The 20,307-nt window shown below is 72.7% G+C and carries 19 protein-coding genes; 9 read left to right on the top strand and 10 right to left on the bottom strand.

Going from position 1 to position 20,307, the window contains the following annotated elements:
* Window positions 1-132: 132 nt before the first annotated feature.
* Window positions 133-729: a helix-turn-helix domain-containing protein gene (locus AB0J33_RS14125; RefSeq protein ID WP_363613392.1), complete on the bottom strand. Its 597-nt coding sequence runs from the start codon at window positions 727-729 to the stop codon at window positions 133-135.
* A gap of 76 nt (window positions 730-805) precedes the next feature.
* Here AB0J33_RS14125 and AB0J33_RS14120 point away from each other — a divergent pair, with 76 nt between their 5' ends.
* Entirely contained in the window at window positions 806-2,380 is a 1,575-nt protein-coding gene (locus AB0J33_RS14120) for a bifunctional NAD(P)/FAD-dependent oxidoreductase/class I SAM-dependent methyltransferase (RefSeq protein WP_363613390.1), read from the top strand.
* Between the two features lie 256 nt (window positions 2,381-2,636).
* Window positions 2,637-4,319 carry a hypothetical protein gene (locus AB0J33_RS14115; protein WP_363613388.1) on the top strand — a complete coding sequence of 561 codons (1,683 nt, stop codon included), beginning with the start codon at window positions 2,637-2,639 and terminating at the stop codon, window positions 4,317-4,319.
* Between the two features lie 173 nt (window positions 4,320-4,492).
* Here AB0J33_RS14115 and AB0J33_RS14110 read toward each other — a convergent pair whose 3' ends face one another.
* Genes AB0J33_RS14110 through AB0J33_RS14100 form a run of 3 tightly spaced genes read right to left on the bottom strand, consistent with a single transcriptional unit; the run spans window position 4,493 to window position 7,123 of the window.
* A complete protein-coding gene (locus AB0J33_RS14110) occupies window positions 4,493-5,260 on the bottom strand; it encodes a nucleotidyltransferase domain-containing protein (protein WP_363613386.1) in 768 nt (255 codons plus the stop codon).
* Window positions 5,261-5,300: 40 nt separating this feature from the next.
* Window positions 5,301-6,641, bottom strand: a complete 1,341-nt coding sequence (locus AB0J33_RS14105) for a hypothetical protein (RefSeq protein ID WP_363613384.1) — start codon at window positions 6,639-6,641, stop codon at window positions 5,301-5,303.
* Between the two features lie 5 nt (window positions 6,642-6,646).
* Window positions 6,647-7,123 carry a hypothetical protein gene (locus AB0J33_RS14100; protein WP_363613382.1) on the bottom strand — a complete coding sequence of 159 codons (477 nt, stop codon included), beginning with the start codon at window positions 7,121-7,123 and terminating at the stop codon, window positions 6,647-6,649.
* A 125-nt stretch (window positions 7,124-7,248) separates the two neighbouring features.
* On the opposite strand from AB0J33_RS14100, the gene AB0J33_RS14095 reads away from it, so the two are divergent.
* Window positions 7,249-8,094, top strand: coding sequence for a copper resistance protein CopC (locus tag AB0J33_RS14095; RefSeq protein WP_363613380.1), 846 nt, complete (start codon window positions 7,249-7,251; stop codon window positions 8,092-8,094).
* A 247-nt stretch (window positions 8,095-8,341) separates the two neighbouring features.
* Window positions 8,342-10,747 carry a ricin-type beta-trefoil lectin domain protein gene (locus AB0J33_RS14090; protein ID WP_363613378.1) on the top strand — a complete coding sequence of 802 codons (2,406 nt, stop codon included), beginning with the start codon at window positions 8,342-8,344 and terminating at the stop codon, window positions 10,745-10,747.
* Window positions 10,748-10,814: 67 nt separating this feature from the next.
* On the opposite strand, the gene AB0J33_RS14085 is transcribed toward AB0J33_RS14090, so the two are convergent.
* On the bottom strand, window positions 10,815-11,774 hold the full coding sequence (locus AB0J33_RS14085) for a hypothetical protein (RefSeq protein WP_363613915.1): 960 nt from the start codon (window positions 11,772-11,774) through the stop codon (window positions 10,815-10,817).
* Window positions 11,775-11,945: 171 nt separating this feature from the next.
* On the bottom strand, window positions 11,946-12,332 hold the full coding sequence (locus AB0J33_RS14080) for a DUF2267 domain-containing protein (RefSeq protein ID WP_363613376.1): 387 nt from the start codon (window positions 12,330-12,332) through the stop codon (window positions 11,946-11,948).
* Between the two features lie 181 nt (window positions 12,333-12,513).
* Between AB0J33_RS14080 and AB0J33_RS14075 the strand changes: the two genes are divergently transcribed.
* The 4 genes from AB0J33_RS14075 to AB0J33_RS14060 all read left to right on the top strand — a co-directional run bounded on the left by AB0J33_RS14075 (window position 12,514) and on the right by AB0J33_RS14060 (window position 14,845).
* On the top strand, window positions 12,514-12,846 hold the full coding sequence (locus AB0J33_RS14075; RefSeq protein WP_363613374.1) for a nuclear transport factor 2 family protein: 333 nt from the start codon (window positions 12,514-12,516) through the stop codon (window positions 12,844-12,846).
* Between the two features lie 32 nt (window positions 12,847-12,878).
* Window positions 12,879-13,715, top strand: a complete 837-nt coding sequence (locus AB0J33_RS14070; protein WP_363613372.1) for an oxidoreductase — start codon at window positions 12,879-12,881, stop codon at window positions 13,713-13,715.
* Window positions 13,716-13,942: 227 nt separating this feature from the next.
* A complete protein-coding gene (locus AB0J33_RS14065) occupies window positions 13,943-14,362 on the top strand; it encodes an ATP-binding protein (RefSeq protein ID WP_363613370.1) in 420 nt (139 codons plus the stop codon).
* Window positions 14,363-14,467: 105 nt separating this feature from the next.
* The gene (locus tag AB0J33_RS14060; RefSeq protein WP_363613368.1) at window positions 14,468-14,845 is read left to right on the top strand and encodes a nuclear transport factor 2 family protein; all 378 of its coding nucleotides are present in this window, start codon (window positions 14,468-14,470) and stop codon (window positions 14,843-14,845) included.
* A gap of 1 nt (window position 14,846) precedes the next feature.
* Here the strand turns inward: AB0J33_RS14060 and AB0J33_RS14055 are convergent, their stop codons facing one another.
* From AB0J33_RS14055 to AB0J33_RS14040, 4 genes are all read right to left on the bottom strand, one after another.
* Window positions 14,847-15,377 carry a hypothetical protein gene (locus tag AB0J33_RS14055; protein WP_363613366.1) on the bottom strand — a complete coding sequence of 177 codons (531 nt, stop codon included), beginning with the start codon at window positions 15,375-15,377 and terminating at the stop codon, window positions 14,847-14,849.
* Window positions 15,378-15,417: 40 nt separating this feature from the next.
* Window positions 15,418-15,900 carry a molybdenum cofactor biosysynthesis protein gene (locus tag AB0J33_RS14050; protein WP_363613364.1) on the bottom strand — a complete coding sequence of 161 codons (483 nt, stop codon included), beginning with the start codon at window positions 15,898-15,900 and terminating at the stop codon, window positions 15,418-15,420.
* A gap of 146 nt (window positions 15,901-16,046) precedes the next feature.
* A complete protein-coding gene (locus tag AB0J33_RS14045; RefSeq protein ID WP_363613362.1) occupies window positions 16,047-18,149 on the bottom strand; it encodes a PQQ-dependent sugar dehydrogenase in 2,103 nt (700 codons plus the stop codon).
* Between the two features lie 39 nt (window positions 18,150-18,188).
* Complete coding sequence (locus AB0J33_RS14040) at window positions 18,189-19,136, bottom strand: LamG-like jellyroll fold domain-containing protein (RefSeq protein ID WP_363613360.1); 948 nt, start codon at window positions 19,134-19,136, stop codon at window positions 18,189-18,191.
* Between the two features lie 132 nt (window positions 19,137-19,268).
* Here AB0J33_RS14040 and AB0J33_RS14035 point away from each other — a divergent pair, with 132 nt between their 5' ends.
* Window positions 19,269-20,303 (top strand): LacI family DNA-binding transcriptional regulator, encoded by a 1,035-nt coding sequence (locus AB0J33_RS14035; RefSeq protein ID WP_363613358.1) that lies wholly within the window; start codon window positions 19,269-19,271, stop codon window positions 20,301-20,303.
* Window positions 20,304-20,307 lie beyond the last annotated feature (4 nt).

The raw sequence follows: 20,307 nt of genomic DNA, 5'->3' as shown, positions 1-20,307 counted from the left end.
CGTCGATCATAAACACGGAGGTACGGCGCGCACAGTTCGAAGCAGGCCGGTCCGGCCCTCACGGCACGAGGTCACTGATGCCGGGGTGTCCCGACGGCGAGGATGCCCCCGATGCCATGCGGTCGGAGGTGGTCAGCCCTGCTTCTCGCCGGTGGCGGGGCGGGCCCGGACGTGCAGCCGCTCCCCCTGCGGCCCGAAGAGACTGAGAGCTTCGGCGGTGCCCGGGCCGGGGTTGAAGAAGAGATGCGGGATACGGGTGTCGAACTCGGCCACCTCGCCCGGGGTGAGCGTCAGATCACGGTCGCCGAGCAGCAGGCGGAGCCGGCCGGAGAGCACGTAGAGCCACTCGTACCCCTCGTGGACCTGCGGGACCCGACCCCCGGCGGACGGGTCCGGCGGGAAGATCTGCTTGAACGCCTGGACGCCGCCCGGTCGGCGGGTCAACGGCAGGTGCGTCACGCCGTGGATGACGATGGGTTTGGGGCGTACCCGGGGGTCGCCGGTGGCGGGGGCGTCGACCAGTTCGTCAAGCGCGACCTGGTAGGCCCTCGCCAGCGGGAGCAGCAACTCCAGGGTGGGCCGACGACTGCCGGACTCCAGCCGGGACAGGGTGCTCACCGAGATGCCGGTCAGGTCGGCGAGTTGGGTCAGCGTGGTCCCGCGTTGGTGACGTAGGGCACGCAGCCGGGGGCCGACGGCCGCCAGCGCGGCACTGTCCTCGTTTGCCATAACGGCAAGGATAGTTGCCACCCTGCCGGTGGCGACGGATGGTGGGCGCAGCCGACGACGCACGAGGGAGATACCGGTGGACGAGAACTACGACGTGGTGGTGGTGGGCGGCGGCGCCGCCGGGCTCAGCGGGGCGCTGGCGCTGAGCCGGGCCCGACGGTCGGTGCTGGTGATCGACTCCGGTGAGCCGCGCAACGCGCCGGCCGACCGGATACACAACTACCTGGGCCGGGAGGGGACGCCGCCCGGCGAGCTGCTCGCGGTCGGGCGGGCCGAGGTGGCCGGGTACGGCGGGCAGTTCCGCGCCGGGCGGGTACGGACGGCCACCCGGGACGACGACGGGTTCCGGCTGAGCCTCGACGACGGGGAGTCGGTGCGGGCCCGGCGGCTGCTGGTGACCACCGGGTTGACCGACGAACTGCCCGACGTGCCCGGCCTGGCGCAGCGGTGGGGGCGCGACGTGCTGCACTGCCCGTACTGCCACGGCTGGGAGGTGCGGGACCGCCGGATCGGCATCCTGGCGACCGGGCCGCTGGCCGTGCACCAGGCCGAGATGTGGCGACAGTGGAGCCCCGAGGTGCTGCTCCTGCTGCACGACGCCCCGGCGCCGGACGCGGAGACCGCCGAGCGGCTCGCCGCCCGGAGCATCGCGGTGGTGCCGGGCCCGGTCGCCGCGGTGGAGGTGACCGATGACGCGCTGACCGGCGTACGGCTCGCCGACGGTCGGGTGGTGGCGCTCGACGCGATCGTGGTGGCGACGCGGCTGACTCCCCGCGCGGATCTGCTGGTGGGGCTGGGGCTGGCCCCCGAGGAGGTGACGATGGGTGAGCACGTGATCGGTGCCCAGATCCCGTCCGACGGCACCGGCGCGACCACCGTCGCGGGGGTCTGGGTGGCCGGCAACGTGGCCGACCTCCGTGGTCAGGTGATCACGTCCGCCGGGGCCGGCCTGAACGCCGCAGCCGCCATCAACGCCGATCTCACCGCCGAGGACACCCGCGCGGCGGTGGCCGCGTACCGGCAGTTGCGGGCCACCGCGTTCGAGGAGCCGGCGTGGGAGGAGCGTTACCAGTCCCGCCCGACGGTGTGGAGTGGACGGCCGAACCCGCAGTTGGTCGCCGAGGTCGCGGACCTGACCCCGGGACGCGCGCTGGACGTCGGCAGCGGCGAGGGCGCGGACGCGGTGTGGTTGGCCGAGCGCGGCTGGCGGGTGACGGCGGTGGACATCTCCACCACCGCGCTGGACCGGGCCGCCGCGCACGCCGACACCGTCGGCGTGGCCGACCGGATCGAGTTCACCCACGCCGACCTGCGCGACAAGCCGCCCACCGAGGAGGCGTACGACCTGGTGTCGGCGCAGTTCATGCACCTGCCCGTGGTGCAGCGGCGGGAGTTGTTCGGCCGGCTGGCCGCGGCGGTGGCGCCGGGCGGCGTCCTGCTGATCGTCGGGCACCATCCGTCGGATCTGTGGACGTCGGCGCGCCGGATGCACATGCCGGACATGATGTACACCGCCGAGGACGTGGCCGCCGATCTGGACCCGGCCGACTGGGAGGTGCTGACGGCCCAGGCCCGTCCCCGTCCCGCCACCACCCCCGACGGCGAGGAGATCACCCTGCACGACGCGGTCCTCGTCGCCCGCCGTCGTTAGCAGCCGTCCCGCGCCCACCGCGACGACCTGCGTCGATCATGGAGTTGTCCGGGATGACAAAGGTGGTGGAGCACCACCTTTCCGGCACCGCGAGTCCATGATCGGCGCGGGATCGGGGGAACGCGGGCCGACAACGTGAGAGGTGGTGGGGCAGGACTTCGCATGAGGTCCGCGCGGCGGTAGCGTTGCGCCACACTGACGGCCCGCGGGGCAGGCGACCGCCGACCCTGACGCCCGATCGTACGGAGGATGGTGCATGTCCATCGGCGCTGAGCCGCACGCAGCACGCGACGATGCGGCCTCGCGGCCGAGCTTCGAGCTCGCCCTGCGCGGCTACGACAAACGCCAGGTGGACCGGCACCTGGAGCAGCTCGACGGTCAGATCGCGATGCTCAGCGGAGAGCACGGCCGATCCGCCGTCCGGGTCCGTGAACTGACCGCGGAGGTACAGCGGCTGCGTGCCGAGTTGGCCGAACTTCAGGAGCAACCCGTGCAGGTGGACCGCGCCTCGTTCCATGACCTGGGCCCGATGGTCGGCGAGATCATGGCACTCGCCGAGAAGCAGGCCGCGATGATCACCGAGTCGGCCACCGACCGGGCGAACGAGCTGCGCAGCGAGTCCGAGCGGATCCTCGCCGACACCCGTGAGCGCGCCGCGCAGGCACGTCAGGACCTGGCCGAGGAGCTGGCGGCCCGGCGGGCCGAGCAGGAGCAGGCGCACGAGGAGCGGCGCACCCTGGCCGAGGCGGAGCTGACCGCGATCCGCGAGCACGCCGAGCAGCTGCGGGCCGACGGTGAGGCCGCCCACGAGCGCGCCCAGCACGAGGCCAAGCGGATCACCGAGCAGAGCGCGCAGCAACTCAACCAGACCCGGGTCGCCGCCGACGCGCTGATGAAGTCGGCCCGTACCCAGATCCAGCAGGAACTCCAGTCGGCCCGCGCCAAGAACCAGCAGGAGATGGCGCAGTGGCAGGCCAACGTGGAGCGCGAGGTCAACGAGAGGCGCACCGCCGCCGAGCAGGACATCGCCGAGCAGCAGGCCGCCGCCGAGCAGGAGCTGGCCGAGCAGCGCAGCGCGACCGAGCAGCAGATCGCCGCGCTGCTGGCCGAGGCGCAGCAGCACGTGACCGAGCTGCGCAACCGCGCCGACGAGCAGGCCGCCAGCCAGCAGCAGCAGATCGCCGCGCTACAGAAGGAGCTTGACGAGCGCCGGCAGGAGGCCGCCGAGCTGCACGCCGAGCTGGACACCGGCCGCCAGCAGCTCGCCGAGATCCGCCAGGAGGGCGAGGCACTGGAGAACGAGCTGTCCCGGATGCAGCAGCGGCTCAGTGAGGTCCGCCGGGACCTCACCGCCGAGAACGCCCGGCTGGACGAGGCCCGTCGGGCCGGGGACTCCGCCGAACGGCACGCCAAGGAGGTCCGGGCCCGCGTGCAGCGGGAGGCGAAGCGGGTGGCCGACCTGGCCGCCGCGGCGGTGATGGCCGCGGCCGCCGGCGGTACGGAGACCGCCGAGTACCCGATGGTGGGGTCCCGCTCCGGCGCCGACCGGTCGGCCCCGGACCGGGTGAGCGTCGAGCGGCTCACCGTGGACCGCGTCGGCGTCGACCGGCCGGCCGCGGAGCGACCCGTCCTGGACGACACGGACGCCGATCCCGCCACTTCCGACCGCGCACCGGTCGGCAGCGGCGGCACCGACCGCGTACCGGTCGACAGTGGCCCTGCCGACCGGAACCCGGCCGAGCGGGCGAACGGCGAGCACGGTGGCGCGCCGGCGGTGCCGGACGATTCGGTCACCTCCGACCGTACGGCGGCCCGGGAGGTCGAGGCCGACGACGCCGAGCCGACCTTCCCCCGGCGCCTCGACACGGACACACCGACGCCCGTGCCGTTCCTGGCCTTCGGACAGCCGATCAGCGAGAACGGCGCCGCCCGGCACTGACCTCGGCTGCACCGCACGGCGGTCCTGTGGTGCGGTGATCGACTCGGGTTCCTTGAAGGTGGCGTGTCGGACACCGCCGGAGAGCGCGGTTTCCGGGAACCCGAGTCGATCAACACGCGCGGGCGATTCCGTGCCGAATCCACTGAGCGCCGGTAAAGCCACCCGCGTAACGGCTACCCGGCGATCTCGTCGCGTACCCGCTGCTGGAAGGCGCGGGCCTGCGCCCCGGTGGGCGGCGGCCCGCCGCGCCGCGCGGCGACCGCCCGGACGATCACCTCGGCCCGCTCGCCCGCGTCGATGAGCCGCTGACCGGCTGCCACCTTCGCGAGCCAGACGCCGTCACGGTGGCGCACCAGCGACCGGCAGGCGCCGAGCACGGCGTCCTCGGTGCCGGGTGCGGGCTGGTCGTCCGGCGGTGTCGGTAGCGCCAGCCACCAGGTCAGCGCCTCGACGAGCAGCCGGCGCAGGTCGTGCGGGGCGAGGTCGGCGAAGACCTCCCGCGCCGGCGGCCCGAGCAGCGGCAGCCCGCTCTGGTGCAGGATGCTGCGGTCGAGGCCGTACCAGAAGCGGCCGTCCGCGACCGGGCGGTCGGCGGGGTCGAGGGTGCGGCGGAACGTCATGCCGGCCCCGGTGTTGAGTTCGACCTCGAAGCCGGGTTCCGGGGTGCCGGAGGCGGCCACCTTCCGGTCGTAGGCGACCAGCTCCAGCCCGCGCGCCGGGCAGGGCAGCGCCTCGTGCCGCAGTCGCGCCACCAGTGCCCGCTTGGCCTCGTCGGTGAGCGGCCCGGCGCTGACCAGCGCCACGTCCACGTCGCTGCGGCCGGCCTGGTACGCGCCCAGCCCCACCGAGCCGGCCGCGTACGCGCCGACCAGGTCGGCGCCGAGCACGTCCTGGGCGGCGGTGACCACGGCGTCGAGGTAACGCTGAAGATCGGAGTCCACGACCGGCCATCATGACGCACGAGTGGTCAGCCGGGTGGGGCTACCCCGCGTAGAGCAGCAGCAGACCGGCGACGGTGTAGGCGACCATCAGCGCCAACAGCGGGAGTTGGCCGGCCACCGCTCGGGCCCGGGGGAACAGGTACAGGGCGCGGTCGTGGGCGAGCAGCGTGCCGAGCAGGTGCCCGAGGATGATGACGGTGATCTGGAGGGTGGCCACCCCGGAGGGCGTGACCAGCTCGGTGTGCGGTTCCCAGTCGGCGGTGCCGAACCAGTTGGCGCCGGTGCCCAGCGGGTCGGAGAGCAACGCGACGGTGCGCTGGCCCTCCAGGATCAGCAGCGAGTAGTAGTGCGCCACCACGTACCCCACCGCGATCGGCACGATCGAGTGCGCGATCTCGCCCGGCACCTGACGGGCGTCGGCCGCGCCGGTGCGTCCGATGCGCGCCGCGGCGCCGGTGGCGGCGAGGTACGCCACCGCGACGGCGGCGATGACGAGGCTCAGCCCGGCGCTGCCGGTGACCGCCGGGTGCAGGCCGTTCTCCTGGCTGAAGCGCAACCAGCCGGGCGCGTTGGAGAGGCTGTCGTACATGGTCGAGCCGAGCAGCACGATCACCACGGCGACCAGCCCGGGGCGGGGCCGCAGGCCGGCGATGCCGTCGAGCGGGTTGCGCCACACCAGCACGCCGTCGGCGGCTCGGCCGAGTGGGGCGAGCTGACCGACCAGGGTGCTGTACGCCTCGAACGGGTCGGCGCGGTCGAACCAGCTGGCACCGAACAACACCGCCCCGACCAGCAGGACCGTCGCGTACCCGGCCAGCCAGGCGGTGATGACCGGCAGGGTGGCCCGTTGCGGGGCGACCAGTTCCAGCCAGAGGAACCCGAACAGGGTGACGGCGGCTGGCCACCATCCCACGCTGTCGGGCAGCTCACGCAGGCCTCGGTTCGGGTCGCGTCGGGCGGCCAGCGCCGCGAGCAGGTGCACCGTGCGCAGCGGGTTGACCGCCCGCCAGACCGGGCCGAACAGCAGTGACAGCGGGGCCAGCCCGACCCAGAGCAGGACGTAGAGCGCGCCGGCGGTGGGGTTGTCCGGGGTGTCCGGGCCGCCCAGCAGACCGAGGCAGAACCAGCCGCCGGCGAGCAGCCCGAGCCCGCGCAGCACCCACCGGAACGCGGGCGCGTCGACGAGCCGGGCGAGCCAGCCCGGCACCGGGCGGCCACCGGTCGCGTCCCGATCGAGTCGGGGTTCGCGCCAGAGCAGGCCCAACGCGAGGAACGTGACGACGAGGGTCAGTGCGGCGGCGACGACGAGCTGCGGCAGCGTGATCGGCAGGTCCTGGCGGCCACCGACGCCGTGTGCCAGCAGCGCGGGAGCGGTCGTCATGCCGCTCAGCGGACGACGAGCTGGAACAGCACCAGCCCGCTGTCGTGCGTCTCCACCTCGAACAGGCCGGTCTTGTCGGCGCGGAACTCCACCGAGCCGGGCGTGCCGGCGGGCAGTCGCGCGCCCAGGTCGTAGCCGTGCACGTGCAGTTCGTCGGCCACGTCGGAGGTGACCGTGATCCGGACCAGCTCGCCCTTACTGACGGTGACGCGCCCGGTGGGCGGATCGACGCGTCGTTTCGCGATCGTCACGGTGATCTGCTGGTCGACCGCGGGGGTGCTGGCGGCGGCGCTGGGTGTGCCGGTGGGCGTCGCGGCCGGCGTGGTGGCGGCGGCGCTCGTCGGGGCGGCGGACGTCGGCGTCGTCGAGGGGGTGGCTACCGAGGGGTCGTCGTCCTGCCCGCAGCCGGCGAGGAGCAGGGCGGTGAGCGCGGTGGCGGCGAGGGCGGCGGAGGTGCGGGCGACGGGGGTACGGACGAGCACGGGCGGACTCCGAACGACGCGAGGGGGGACGGTTGTCGAATTGATCGTCGGGGAGGAGAACTCTACGTCTTGTTCGGCGACGGGGAAATGACCATGATGAACGAATGCGATCGAGGCTGGTCACTGTGCGTAAGGTCCTGAGTCGTGGCGTGGCGGCGCTGGCGGCGACCCTGGTGGTGTCGCTGGTACTGCCGGTCGCCCCGGCGTCCGCGCACGGCCAGTTGGCGACGTCCACCCCACTGACCGGCACCGTCGTCCGCCAGCCGCTGACCCAACTGGCGTTGTACTTCACCGAGAAGCCGGCCGCGAACGCGCATTTCGCCATCACCGGCCCGAACGGGTCGCGGGTGGACAACGGCTGGTCCTACGGGGAGCCGAAGCGGCTGGACAAGCCGGTCACCGAGTACTTCATGGTCAACGGGGTGTTCGAGCCACGGCTGTACCACACCGGCTTCCCGGCCATGGTGACCGTGGCGCACTGGCCGGCGAAGGGCCGCTACACGGCCAGTTACCTCTCGGTCGCCTCGGACGGCGAGGCGGTGCGCGGCGACGTCACGTTCGACTACCAGGGGCCAGGCACCGCGGCTCCGGCCGGTTGGACGGCGCCCACGGCGGGGCCGGATCCGGCGCTGGTCGCCCAGGCCGAGAGCGAGGGCTCGGCGGATCCGGTCGCCAGCGGCAGCCCGGTCGGCCCCACCGACGCCCCGCCGAGCCAGCCGGTGGGCGCCACCGAGGAGCAGGGCGGCGGTGGGTTCCCGGCCTGGCTGCTGCCAGCTTTGATCGTCGTCGTGGTCTCCGCGATCGTGTTGGTGGCGGCCCGCCGTCGACCCCCGTCGCGGGGGGCCGCCACGGCGGGCCGCCGACCCGACAGGGCGGCGGGCAGGAGCGGCGCCGCGACCCGCAAGGGGACAAACCCGACGAGGAAGACCGGCAATCGGAGCGGTGGTCCGGCGCGACGCGGACGGCGGTAGGGCCCCGCAGGACCCGGCATTCCTCGCGTACCGCCTCGAACTTTCGCACAGACATCGGGAACTTTTGATGTATCGAGGCGAAGCCATGGACAGCCCAATCGAAACGCCTTAATGTCTCGACCCATCCACCCGGTGTTTCCGCACTGTCACTCGTCGGCGTCGAGGACGTTACGGAGCCGGGCCGACGGCCATCCTCACCGCTGCTCCACGCCGGCCGTCGGACACTCCACTGCCTCCTGGAGGAACGATGGGCACACGCCTGCTACGCCGACTCCACCATCCCGTCCTGGGTGCGCTGGCACTCGTCCTCGCCACCGGCCTCTGGGCCGTCCCCGCCACCGCCGCCCCCGCACAGGAACCGGGCGTCACGCTCCGCGTCTTCGACGTGCAGGTGCCGCTGTCGGAGCTGTGCACGCTCAAGCCCGCGCAGACCCCGAACGTGGACAAGCTGATGTCCACCATCAACTGGACCTCGGCGGCCGACTTCGGCTTCGAGGACAACTTCGTCTCGCAGGTGCTCGGCAACATCACCACCACCCAGGCCGGCAGCTACACGTTCCGACTCAGCAGCGACGACGGATCCAAGCTGACGATCGACAACACCGTCGTGATCAACCATGACGGTCTGCACGGCGCGACCCCGCCCAAGGAGGGCACGGTCACCCTCACCGCCGGCCTGCACCCGCTGCGCATCGACCACTTCGAACGCGGCGGCGGGCAGCAGATCACCCTCGAGTGGAAGACCCCCGGCTCGTCGACCTTCGTGGTCGTACCGAACTCGGCGCTGAGCACCGACGCCGGCGTGGTCCGGGTGACCGCGCCGGGGCGCAAGGAGTGCGAGGGGGTCACCGACTCCCCCGGTGACGGCCTGCCGCTGACCGGCGTGCACCCCGGCTACACGCTGACCAACCTGCGGCCCAGCGGCTTCCAGCCGAAGGTCACCGGCATGGACTGGCTGGCCGACGGCCGCCTCGTCATCTGCACCTGGGGCGGCAGCGACCAGTCCGGCACCTCCCAGGACGGCGAGGTCTGGATCCTCGGCAACACCGGCGGAGCGACAGGTCCGGGCACCGTGACCACCAAGAAGATCGCCGGTGGCCTGAAGGAGCCGATGGGGCTCAAGGTCGTCGACGGGGTGGTCTACGTCTCGGAGAAGCAGCGGTTGACCCGACTGGTCAACACCGGCGGCGACGAGGTGGCGGAGCGCCTGGACACCGTCGCCACCTGGCCGTACGGCGGCAACTTCCACGAGTTCGCGTTCGGCCTGCTCTACCAGGACGGGTTCTTCTACCTGAACCTGTCGGTGTCGATCAACTCCGGCGGGGCCACCACCAACCCGCAGCCGGCCGCCAACCGGGGCACCACCCTCAAGGTCAACAAGGACACCGGGGCGGTCAGCTACGTCGCCGGCGGCCTGCGTACGCCGCACGGCATCGGCTGGGGCCCGGAGGGCGGCATCTTCGTCACCGACAACCAGGGCGGCTGGCTGCCCTCGTCGAAGCTCGTGCACGTCAAGCAGGGCCGGTTCTTCAACCACTACACGAACCCGGCCGGCCCGTTCGACACCGCCCCGGTCACCCCACCCGTGCTCTGGATGCCGCAGAACGAGATCGCCAACTCGCCCAGCACCCCGCTCTACCTGACCAGCGGCAGGTACGCCGGCCAGTTCGTCATCGGCGACGTGACGTACGGCGGCCTGCAACGGGCGAACGTGGAGAAGGTCAACGGCGAGTACCAGGGCGCCCTGTTCCGGCTCACCCAGGGCCTGGAGGCGGGCGTCTCCGAGGTCAACATCGGCCCGGACGGCGCGATCTACGTCGGTGGGCTCGGCGCGGGCGGCAACTGGGGGCAGACCGGCAAGCTGTCGTACGGCCTGCAGAAGCTCACCCCGAACAGCACCACCGCGTTCGAGATGCTCGCGATGCGGGCCACCACGACCGGCTTCGAGGTGGAGTACACCCAGCCCGTCTCGGCGGCGACCGCCGCCGACCTGGCCACGCGTTACAAGGTCAAGCAGTGGCGGTACGTGGCGACGTCGAACTACGGCGGACCGAAGGTCGACGAGGAGACGCTGACCGTCACCTCGGCCACCCTCTCGGCGGACGGCAAGAAGGTCACCCTCGCGGTGGCCGGGCGCAAGGCCGGGCGGGTGGTGCACCTGCGCTCGCCACGCCCGTTCACCTCCACCAGCGGCCAGTCGCTGTGGAGCACCGAGGCGTGGTACACGCTCAACTCCATTCCGGGCAGTCCGCCACCGCCGGTCGGCGGCACCATCACCGGTGTCGGCGGCAAGTGCCTCGACGTGGACAACTCGGGGACCGCCGACGGCACGAAGATCCAGCTCTGGACCTGCAACGGCACCGCCGCGCAGTCCTGGACGCGGGTCGGCGACACGTACCGGGTGCTCGGCAAGTGCCTGGACGTGGACAACGGCGGCACCGCCAACGGCACGAAGGTGCAGCTCTGGACCTGCAACGGCACCGGCGCGCAGGTCTGGCAGCCGCAGTCCGACGGGTCGATCCGCAACCCGCAGTCCGGCAAGATCCTGGAGGCCGCCGGTGGTGGCACCGCCGACGGCACCCAGATCCAGCTCGGCACGTACGCGGGCGGCGCGCACCAGAAGTGGGTGGTCAGTAGCGGCGTGACCGGCTGACCTCGGACGAGGGGCGTGGTCTGACCGGCGGGTCAGGCCACGCCCCCGACGTGGGAGGACCGGACGCTCAGCGGAACAGCACCGGCCGATTCCCCCGCGCGCCGACCAGCTGGCCCCGAATGTTGATGTCCTCGATCAGGTCGGTCTCCCGCACGCCCCGACTGGTCAGGTCGGTCATCACCCCGTCGCGCCAGAGGAACGGGTGCCACTGGGCGGTGGTGGTGCTGAAGCCCAGCACCACGCCCCGGTCGTTGATCGCGGTGGCGCGGCTCCAGTCGCCACCGAGCGTGCCCAGGTCGGTGAGCGTCCCGTTCTGCCAGCGGAACGCCCGCCCGTTGGCCGTCCCCACCACCTGGCCCCGGTTGTTGACCCCGAGGGCCTCGTCGCCGATCTGGGTGAGCAGGCCGTCGCGCAACCGGCCGCCGACGCAGGTGCACGGGTAGTCCTGCGGCGGCACGTTGAACCCGCCCACCACGTCCCCGGAGTTGTTGAAGTCGCTGGTGAACTCGTAGAAGTACTCCCGGCCCAGGTCGGTGAAGACGCCGTCGCGCCACAGGAAACGGTGCGGCATGTCGCCCGCCGGTTCGCTGGTGCCGAGCACCTGCCGGCGGTCGTTGACGCCGATCGCCACGCTGTTCTCCCCGCCCAGGGTGCCCAGGTCGCGGAGCTGACCGTCACGCCAGAGCACGGCGCGGGCCAGATAGTCCGGGCCGAAGGAGGTGATCGCCACGTCGCCGAACTCGTTGACGTCCACGGCGGTGGAGTCCGTGTCGCCGGGCAGCACGCCCAGGTCGGTGATGACACCGTGGCGCCACCGCACGGCATGCCGGGCGCCGCTGGCGACGGTGCTCCACCCGACGATGTCGCCGCGGTCGTTCATCGCCGTCGCGGCCCCGTCTCCTCCGCCCAGAGTGCCGAGGTCGACGACCCGGTAGCGGGGCGGGGACGCGGCGGCGGGAGCGGGAGCAAGGGTGATCAGCGCGACGATGGTCGTCGCTGCGGTCAACAGGGGACGCGGGGACACCATGGACGCCACGGGACGCTCCTCGGATCGGAGCGGCGGCGACCCGGCGGGCGGGCACGACGGGCCGGCACCACTGCGCGTTCGATCGGTAACGCACAGTAAACCGGCGTCGCCGCCGTACGCCAGGGACCGAACGGTCACCGATGCCCGCGCGTCCGGCGGTGGAGGTGGCGGTCAGGGGCCGTGCGGCAGCGGCTGCGCCAGTGCCCGCAGGTCCGCCGGAAGTTGGGCCAGGGCGTCCTCGAACTCCCGGTGCCCGACCACCCGGTGCATCGTCTGGAGCACCGCGCGGGCGCCCCGCTCGGCGGCCGGCCGGTCGAGCCCGGCGCGGTCGGCCACCCGCCGCAGGAACTCGTCGTAGCCGAACGCCTCCGGCGGCTCGGCGGCCTTGACCAGCAGCGGGCTCAGCTCGTCGGCCAGGTGCGGGGCCAACGCGCCCGCCTCGCCGCCGGAGAGCCGCTCGGTGAGGGTCCGCAGGACCGCCTCGGTCAGCGGGCGTGCCTGCTCCGGCGAGACGCCCGCCCGTGCCGCAACCTTGTCGACGAACCCCAGCTCGGCCATGCCCCCGCCCTTCGCCTTCGGAAACGCGTGGCTACCCGGGCCCACCGGCAGCAAACCCGGCAGCCGGGGGCGGGATCGTTCTGCTGGTTGCTCCGCGCGGTGCCGCCCGCTTCTCGTACGGTGAGATCGAACCGGGAACCCGGCGGCTGCCCCACGGCGGCCCCTGCCGCAGGAGGAGCAGATGGCCCTCGACCTGCCCGACGTGATCGACCGGTACTTCCGGGCCGTCAACGACCGGGACCTGGACGCCTTCGTCGCCTGTTTCGCGGACACCGCGAGGGTCGCCGACGAGGACCGGCTGTACGACGGGCGGCCCTCCATCCGCGCCTGGCGGCAGAAGACGATGGACGCCTACTCGTACACCGCCGAGCCGGTCCGGGTCACCTCGCAGGCGGGCGATTCGTACCTGGCGATCACCCGGGTGTCCGGCGACTTTCCCGGCAGCCCGATCGAGCTGCGGTACCGGTTCACGCTGCGCGACGGCCTGATCGGCGCCCTGGACATCCGGCCCTGACGGGGCCGCTCCACCGACCCGAGGGGAACCCCGTGCCGCGAGTGTGGCTCATCACCGGCTGCTCGCGTGGTCTCGGCCGCGCCCTCGCCGCGGCCGTCCTGGCCGACGGCGACCACGTGGTGGCCACCGCCCGCAACCCGGCCCAGCTCGACGACCTGGTCGACCGGCACGGTGACCAGGTCCGCGCGGTGGCCCTCGACGTCAACGACCCCGCCGCCGCCCGAGCCGCCGTACGCACCGCCGTGGACACGTTCGGACGTCTCGACATCCTGGTCAACAACGCCGGGTACGCCGACGTCGCCGCGATCGAGGACATCGCCGAGGACGACTTCCGGGCGCAGATCGAGGCCAACTTCTTCGGGGTGGTCAACCTGTCCCGGGCCGCCCTTCCAGTGCTGCGCGAGCAGGGGCGCGGGCACATCGTGCAGATCTCCAGCGTCGGCAGCCGGGTCGCCAGCACGGGTCTGGGCGCGTACCAGGCCGCCAAGTGGGCGGTCAGCGGCTTCTCCGCGGTGCTCGCCAAGGAGGTCGAGGCGTTCGGGATCCGGGTCACCACGATCGAGCCGGGCGGGCTGCGTACCGACTGGGCCGGCTCGTCGATGAACGCCCTGCCGATCAGCGAGCCGTACCGACCGGGCATCGACCCGGCCGTGCGGCGACTACGCGAGGCCAGCGGCACCCAGCCCGGCGATCCGGCCCGCGCCGCCCAGGCGATCATCCGGATCACCCGGGTCGACGACCCGCCGCTGCGGTTGCTGCTCGGCGCCGACGCGGTGGCGGGCGCCTCGGCGGCGGCCGAGGCCCTCGCCGCGTCCGACGCGCGGTGGCGGGAGTTGAGCGAGTCCATCAGCTTCGACGCCGCACCCTGACCGGCTGCGCGGCCGGACCGACGAGGTGTGGTCGGGCCGGCTCGCGGATGATCGACCGCCGAACGGAGGAGACGGCCGAGGGGTCGGCGGGTGACATGATGTGGCGACAACCGCTGTCGCGACGAGAAGGGTTCCGACTGCCCGATGGCGCACTTCGAGGCTCGCACGTCCACGGCACCCGAGCGGATCGCGGTGACGCTGACCAGCGACCCGCACCCGGCGGGCTGATGCCGGGCGAGCGACGGGAGACCGTGGCCGAGCAGAGTGTCTCCACCCCGGTCGCGGACACCATGGCCTACCAGGTCGCGACGGACGTGCGCGCGCTGCGCGCCTTCGTCAGCGCCGGGGCCCTGGCCCGAGGGCTGTCCGCCGAACGGGTGGAGGTGCTGACGCTGGCGGTCAGCGAGCTGGCCAGCAACACGTTGCAGCACACCACCGGCGGCGGTTGGGTGCGGCTCTGGGCCGAGCCGGGCCAGCTGTTCTGCGACGTCGTCGACCATGGGCCGACGCGGGCGTTCGGCCGCAGCATGCCGTCGGCCGACGCGGTACGGGGTCGCGGGCTGGCCATCGTGGAGCAGATCTGTGACGAGGTCGCCGTGCTGTCCAGCCCCGAGGAGACCGTCGTACGGATCCGCCTGAGCCTGTGACCCGTCGGCGGCGATCCGCGCCCACGCGGGCCGCGCCGGCTGCCACAATGCGGACAGCCCGGGACGACGGTGACACCGGGTCGACCCGACCGGGAGGACGCCACGATGCCGGACAGCGCACGCGAGGCAGAGCTGCTCGACGCCGAGCGCACCCTGCAGGCCGCCCAGCGGGCCGGCGACGTCGCCGCCCTCGACCAGCTGCTGGTCGACCAGTTGCTCGCGATCGGCCCGGACGGGCGTACGCACACCAAGCAGGACGACCTGGCCGCGCGCCGGGAGCGCCGCTCGGTCGTGGAGGAGCTGGTCGAGGAGGAGCTGGACCTGCTCGTCATCGGGTCGACCGGGGTGACGTTCTTCCTGGGTCGGGTGTCCGGCGTCTTCGACGGGGCGCCGTTCGCGGCACGGCTGCGCTACACCCGGACCTGGGTGCACGACGACCCGCACGGCTGGCGGGTGCTGGCGGCGCACATCAGCCCGGTCTGACTCAGCCCTCGTCCTCGTCGTCGTCCTCGTCGAGCAGACCCTGCTCGTCGAGGAACGCGAACCACCGGTCGTCCGCCGGGGTCAGCTCGGCGTAGCCCGGCCCGAGCAGGTAGTAGTCCACGAAGGATTCCAGGTCGGGGGCGAGCTCCTCGAACGCGTCGGACAGGAACCACTCGGTGCCGTTCGGCGGGAAGTACCAGATCGCGCCCGTGCCACGGTCCATGAAGATCGGCTCGTCGCTGCGGGTGCCGACCACCAGCCAGCCGGCCCGGTCCTGCGGGATCGACGAGAAGTCCGGCGCGTAGTCGAGGTGGTACTGGACCCCGGCGAGGGTCGACGAGGACGCCAGCTCGACCCGACCGGCCCGCAGCCCGTCGGCCACCAGCAGGAGATCCCGCAGGTCGGCCGGGAGCCCCGGCGGTACGGCATCGATGCCCGCCCCCTCGCCGAACTCGGCGTACGCCAGGCTCTCCGGCAGATCGGCCAGATCGGCCCGCAGCTCCTGGATGAGCTGCCGCAGCTCCGGGTTCACCGCACACCTCCGTACGGACGTGGACCGCCGATGGTCGCCCTCATGCGGGCACCCGCTCGACGCTGACCTCGATCGGGCCGACGCGCAGAGTGCCGTCGTTGAGGGGTGTGCAGCGGATGCCGCCGGTGGTGCGCAGCGCCTTCCAGGCCCCCGGGCCGACGGTGACGTCCATCCAGGCGCACGGCCGGGCCGCGCGGTTGACCCGCAGGCTGACCGGGCCGTCGCCGGAGTCCAGCACCAGCACCCTGCCGATCAACTCGTCCACGGCGATCCCGGTGGTGAGGATGTTGCGCCGCACCTCGGCCAGGCCGCTGCCGGCCGGCAGCGACTCCTGGGCGATGACGGTGACGCTGGCGTCGCGGTGCGCCGGCTGGCCGAAGTACCGGTCGCCGACGATGCCGAGGTCGGCGCGGATCCGAACGGTGTCGACCAGCTCACCGGGTGGCGCCGGCGCCGGGCCGTCGGCGGGCCGGCCCAGGAAGCGGTGCACGGGCGAGGCCAGCAACTCGACGATCTCCGGCATGCCGGAATTCTACGGAGGGGACCGGGGCCCGTGGGCCAGGTCGGCACAGCGCGCCGCCGGGCGCCGGGCATCGCGACGGGACGAGTGCGGCACCCGCGCCGGTGGGGACGGCGGAGTGATCCCGCCCTCCCCACCGCGACGCCGGCTCAGGCCGGTGTGCCGGTGACGGTCAGGTGGCGCAGTCGGCCCACGTTGTCGAACGAGCCGAAGCCGACCCGTCCCGAGCCGAACGTGGTGTCCTTCGCGGTGAGCAGCGGATCCCGCTGCCCGTCGACGTAGACGGCGATCTCGCCGGTGGCCGGCAGGTGCACCACCCGGACGCGATGCCAGTTGGCGTCGGTGATCGCCGGGTTGGCGCCGCGGGACCGGCCGTTCCACTGGTGGTCGATGCGCTCCCGGTCGGCGTTGTCGACCTTGAAGATGCCGTTGTGCGGATAGATGGTGTTGTCGGTGGAGAGGTGGGCGTAGTAGAACTCGGTGTCCGAACGCCACCCGAAGACGATGATCACGTCGCGGTTGCTGACCTCCACCGGCGTGTCGAGGCGTACCTGAGCGTCGACCTGCACCGACGACCAGGCCGGGCCGGCGGTCAGCACGGCGTACTCGAAGGGCCGGCGCGGGCCCGGCCGGCTCTCCCCGGCCTCGGCCAGGATGACCTGGTCATGGGGGAACTGCCACTTGGCCGGCGTCACCGGCGCCCAGCTCGCGGCCCCGGCGGTGCGGCGCAGGGTGGTGTCCCCGACGTCGCCGCTGGCGAACTCCCTGGTGCCGGTGACCTTCCAGACCTTTCCGTTGGCCTTGGCGACGAGATAGAGCTCCCCGGCCGCGTCGGTGCCGAAACGCAGGTCCACCCGGTTGGGGTCGCCGGGCGCGCCGGGCGCGGACAGGTCCCGCATCCGCACCGGGGCGCCCGCCGCGTCGAAGAGCGCGAGCTGGTGGATCGTCGCCAGCTCCCGGCCCCGACGCATCTCGTTCGCCTCGGTGTAGAACACCCGGCCGTCGACCAGGTCACCGAAGACGTACTTGCCGCGCAGCGCGGGCAGCGCCCGTCCCCGGTAGACGAACCCGCCGGCCACCGCGACGCCGACATCGTCGGTGCAGTTCCAGCCGGCGGCGGGGTCGTGGTCGTACGCGGCGACCGGGTAGGTGTAGCCGTAGCTGGCGTCGTCGGCGGGCAACGGGAGCAGCCGGTCGCAGGGGTTCGTGGCCGTCCTGTCGAAGACGAACGAGCCCTCACGCTCGCTCCAACCGAAGTTGTCCCCGGCGCGGACCTCGTAGATCGCCTCGACGGCGTGTTCACCGATGTGCCCGAGGTACATCCGGCCGGTCGCCCGGTCCCAGCTGAACCGGTGCGGGTCGCGGAAGCCCACGGCGTAGAGCTCGCCGAGCGCGCCGGCCCGGCCGACGAACGGGTTACCGGGCGGGATGCCGTAGCGACCGTTGGCGGAGTTGGTGCCCCGGGGGTCGATGCGCAGCAGCTTGCCGTGGGGCAGGGCCAGGTTCTGCGGGTCGGTGTTGCGGGCGCCCTGGCCACCGTCGCCGACGGCGAGGTACAGCAGGCCGTAGTCGCGGTCGTGGCGCTTCGCAGTGGGGTTGAAGTTGATTTCCTGGATGCCGTGCACCTGGCCGCCGAAACCGATGCGCAGCACCTCGCGGTGGGTACCGGCGAAGGTGGCGGCGCCCGGGTCGGTCGCCGTCCACTCGGTGATGACGCCGTGGAAGAGCGTGTTGGGCTGGGCGAAGTCCGGCGTGACGGTCGTCGTCGACGCCAGCTCGGTGTGGATGGTGTAGAACCGGCCGTTCACCCCGAACTCCGGGTGGAAGGCGACGTACCCGAAGCCCTGGCCGAGCCCACGACCGGAGAAGAACCGCGGCGCGAACGTCGCCGCCACGTCCAGGTAGACGTGCGGTACGCCGTCCTCGACCAGGTAGAGGCTGCCGTTGAGGTCGGGCACCGCCCGCCGGCCGGAGCCGTCGGGCAGCTCCATGATGGTGTTGATCCGCGCGGTACGCATGAGGCGCGCGTCGGTCGGCGCCGGTGTGGGGTACGACTGCGGGAAGCTGGCGTACTCGCTCAGGACCAACCCGAGACGGGACTGGACCGGCATCTCGGGGATCGGGTCGTAGACCGCGTCGGCGGCCCGAGCGGGCGTGGCGACCAGTGTGGACAGGATCAGCACGAGGGCGGTGAGGCCGGCCCTCACGGTGGGCCGGCGGACTGTGCCGGCGCGGCGGTGCAGGGTGCGCACGCGTGTCTCCTTCTCGGTGGGACGGTGCCGAGGGGGTGGTCAGCGGGCAAGGTGGCGGTACTGCCTCCGCACGTCGTTCGCGGAGACCACGCTGTCGAGGAACATCAGGCCGTCCATCCGGCAGTCGCACGGGTTGCGTTCCAGGCTGTCCTGGGGGAAGCTGCCGCCGATCTTGATGCCCCGGGGGTCGGACGCGGTGGTCAGGTGCGGGCCGGGCCCGGCGACCAGCCACGGGTCGTCGGTGCGGGTGTAGAAGCCGTCCACCGGCTCGCCGTTGCGGTAGAGGGCGAGCGCACCGGTGTCGAAGTCGAAGGTGGCGGCCAGGTGCACCCACTCCCCCACCGGCAGCAGCTCGCGCCAGTCCCGGGTGGCGGCGAAGGTCTGCGAGTTGCCGCCGTCGAGCCGCCGGCCGAGCGCGACCAGGCGCAACTGCCCGTCCACGTCGATCAACTCCAGCAGCGCGCGGACGCCGTGGCCGTCGGAGTCGCCGGTCAGCACCCCGGCCAGCCCGATGGCGTTGTACCGGTCGTCCGGGTCGGCGGTGGTGGAGTTGGGTAGCGGGCGATCCATGTTCAGCTTGAACCAGCCCAGCACGGTCGTTCCGGCGGTGGCGCTGAACGCGCGCAGCGTCCGCACCCCGCTGGCCGACCAGGTGCCGGCCTTCCAGTCGTCGTTGCCCGCGACCGTGGGGTCGACCTGTCGGGTCTGCAACGCGTTGCGGCTGCCCCGGTAGGCGCGGTCCGGCACCCGCATGGCGGCGCCGCCGTTGACCAGCTCGATCTCGGTGCCGGAACGCCCCTGGTCGCGTTCCAGGGCGCGGTCGCCGGGCACCGGGTGGTCGAAGTCGTACGCGGCGACCAGGTGCGCGCGCAGCGCCGGGTGGACGTCGTGCGCGATGCTCCGATCCGCCTGCGCCGGTGGCGCGCCCGCGCCGGTCAGTGCGCCGATCGCCAGGAGGGAGACGGCGACTCGTCGGGCCCTGGACATGGCTGTCACCTCGTTTCGCGGCACTCGGGTGCCGGTCACGTAAGCGCTTACGTAAGCGCTTTCGTACCCTAGGCTTCGATCAACGTCACTAGCAATAGATCGGGTGACATAAATGTTTCCGGGGAGTTGCGGATGCCCAGGGCCAGCCAGCGGCCGCGCCTCGTGGACGTCGCCGAACACGCCGCCGTCTCGTTGGCGACCGCCTCCCGGGCCCTCGCCGGCCGGCAGGGGGTCAGTGCCGAGGTGGCCGACCGGATCCGGCAGATCGCACGGGAGCTGGGCTACGTGGCCAACCCGTACGCCCGCACCCTCGCCAGCGGGGCCAGTTCCACCGTCGGGCTGATCGTCCACCAGATCGACGACCCGTATTTCGCCGAGATCGCCGCCGGGGTCATCCAGTTCGCCGCCGAGCAGGGGCTGCTCGTGCAGATCTGCCAATCCGGCCGGGACCCCGGCTACGAGCTGCAACAGCTGCGCCACCTGATCGCCCAGCGGGTCGGTATCGTCCTGATCAGCGGTTCCGGCTACGACGACCCACGGATGGAGGTGGCCGCCCGCGCCGAGCTGGCCGCGTTCCAGGACCACGGCGGACGGGCAGCGGCCATCGGACGACACGCTCTCGGCATCGACGCCGTCCTACCCGACAACGAGGCCGGTGGCTTCGCGCTCGCCCAACATCTGATGGACCTCGGGCACCGACGGCTCGCCGTCGCCGCGGGCAGCACCGGCCTCACCACGGTCGCCGACCGGCTGGCCGGAGTGTCGTCGGCCCTGCGGCAGCGTGGGCGCTCCCCCGCCGACCTCGCCGTCGTGCACGGCGACTTCACCCGTGCTGGCGGGCGCGCCGCCACCGAGCAGATCCTCAACGATCACCCCGAAACGACGGCGATCATCGCACTCAACGACGCGATGGCCATGGGTGTGCTGTCGACGCTGCGAGCCCGACGGGTGCCGGTGCCCGCGCGGATGTCCGTCGTCGGCTTCGACGACGTCTCCGTGGCGGCCGACCTCGCACCCAGCCTCACCACCATCCGCCTGCCGATGACCGAGATGGGACGCGCCGCACTCACCCTCGCCCTCAAGCCGCGCACGACCCGCCCGCGCCGCCGCCCCACCGGTCACCTGCTGGTGGTGCGTGACTCGACCGGCCCCGCGCCGAAGACCTGACCGA

Origin of the sequence: Micromonospora sp. NPDC049645 (genome assembly GCF_040675155.1) — a bacterium.
Taxonomy (GTDB): Bacteria; Actinomycetota; Actinomycetes; order Mycobacteriales; family Micromonosporaceae; genus Micromonospora.
The sequence above is the reverse complement of the archived record's forward strand: the minus strand, read 5'-3'. Positions and strand labels throughout refer to the sequence as shown.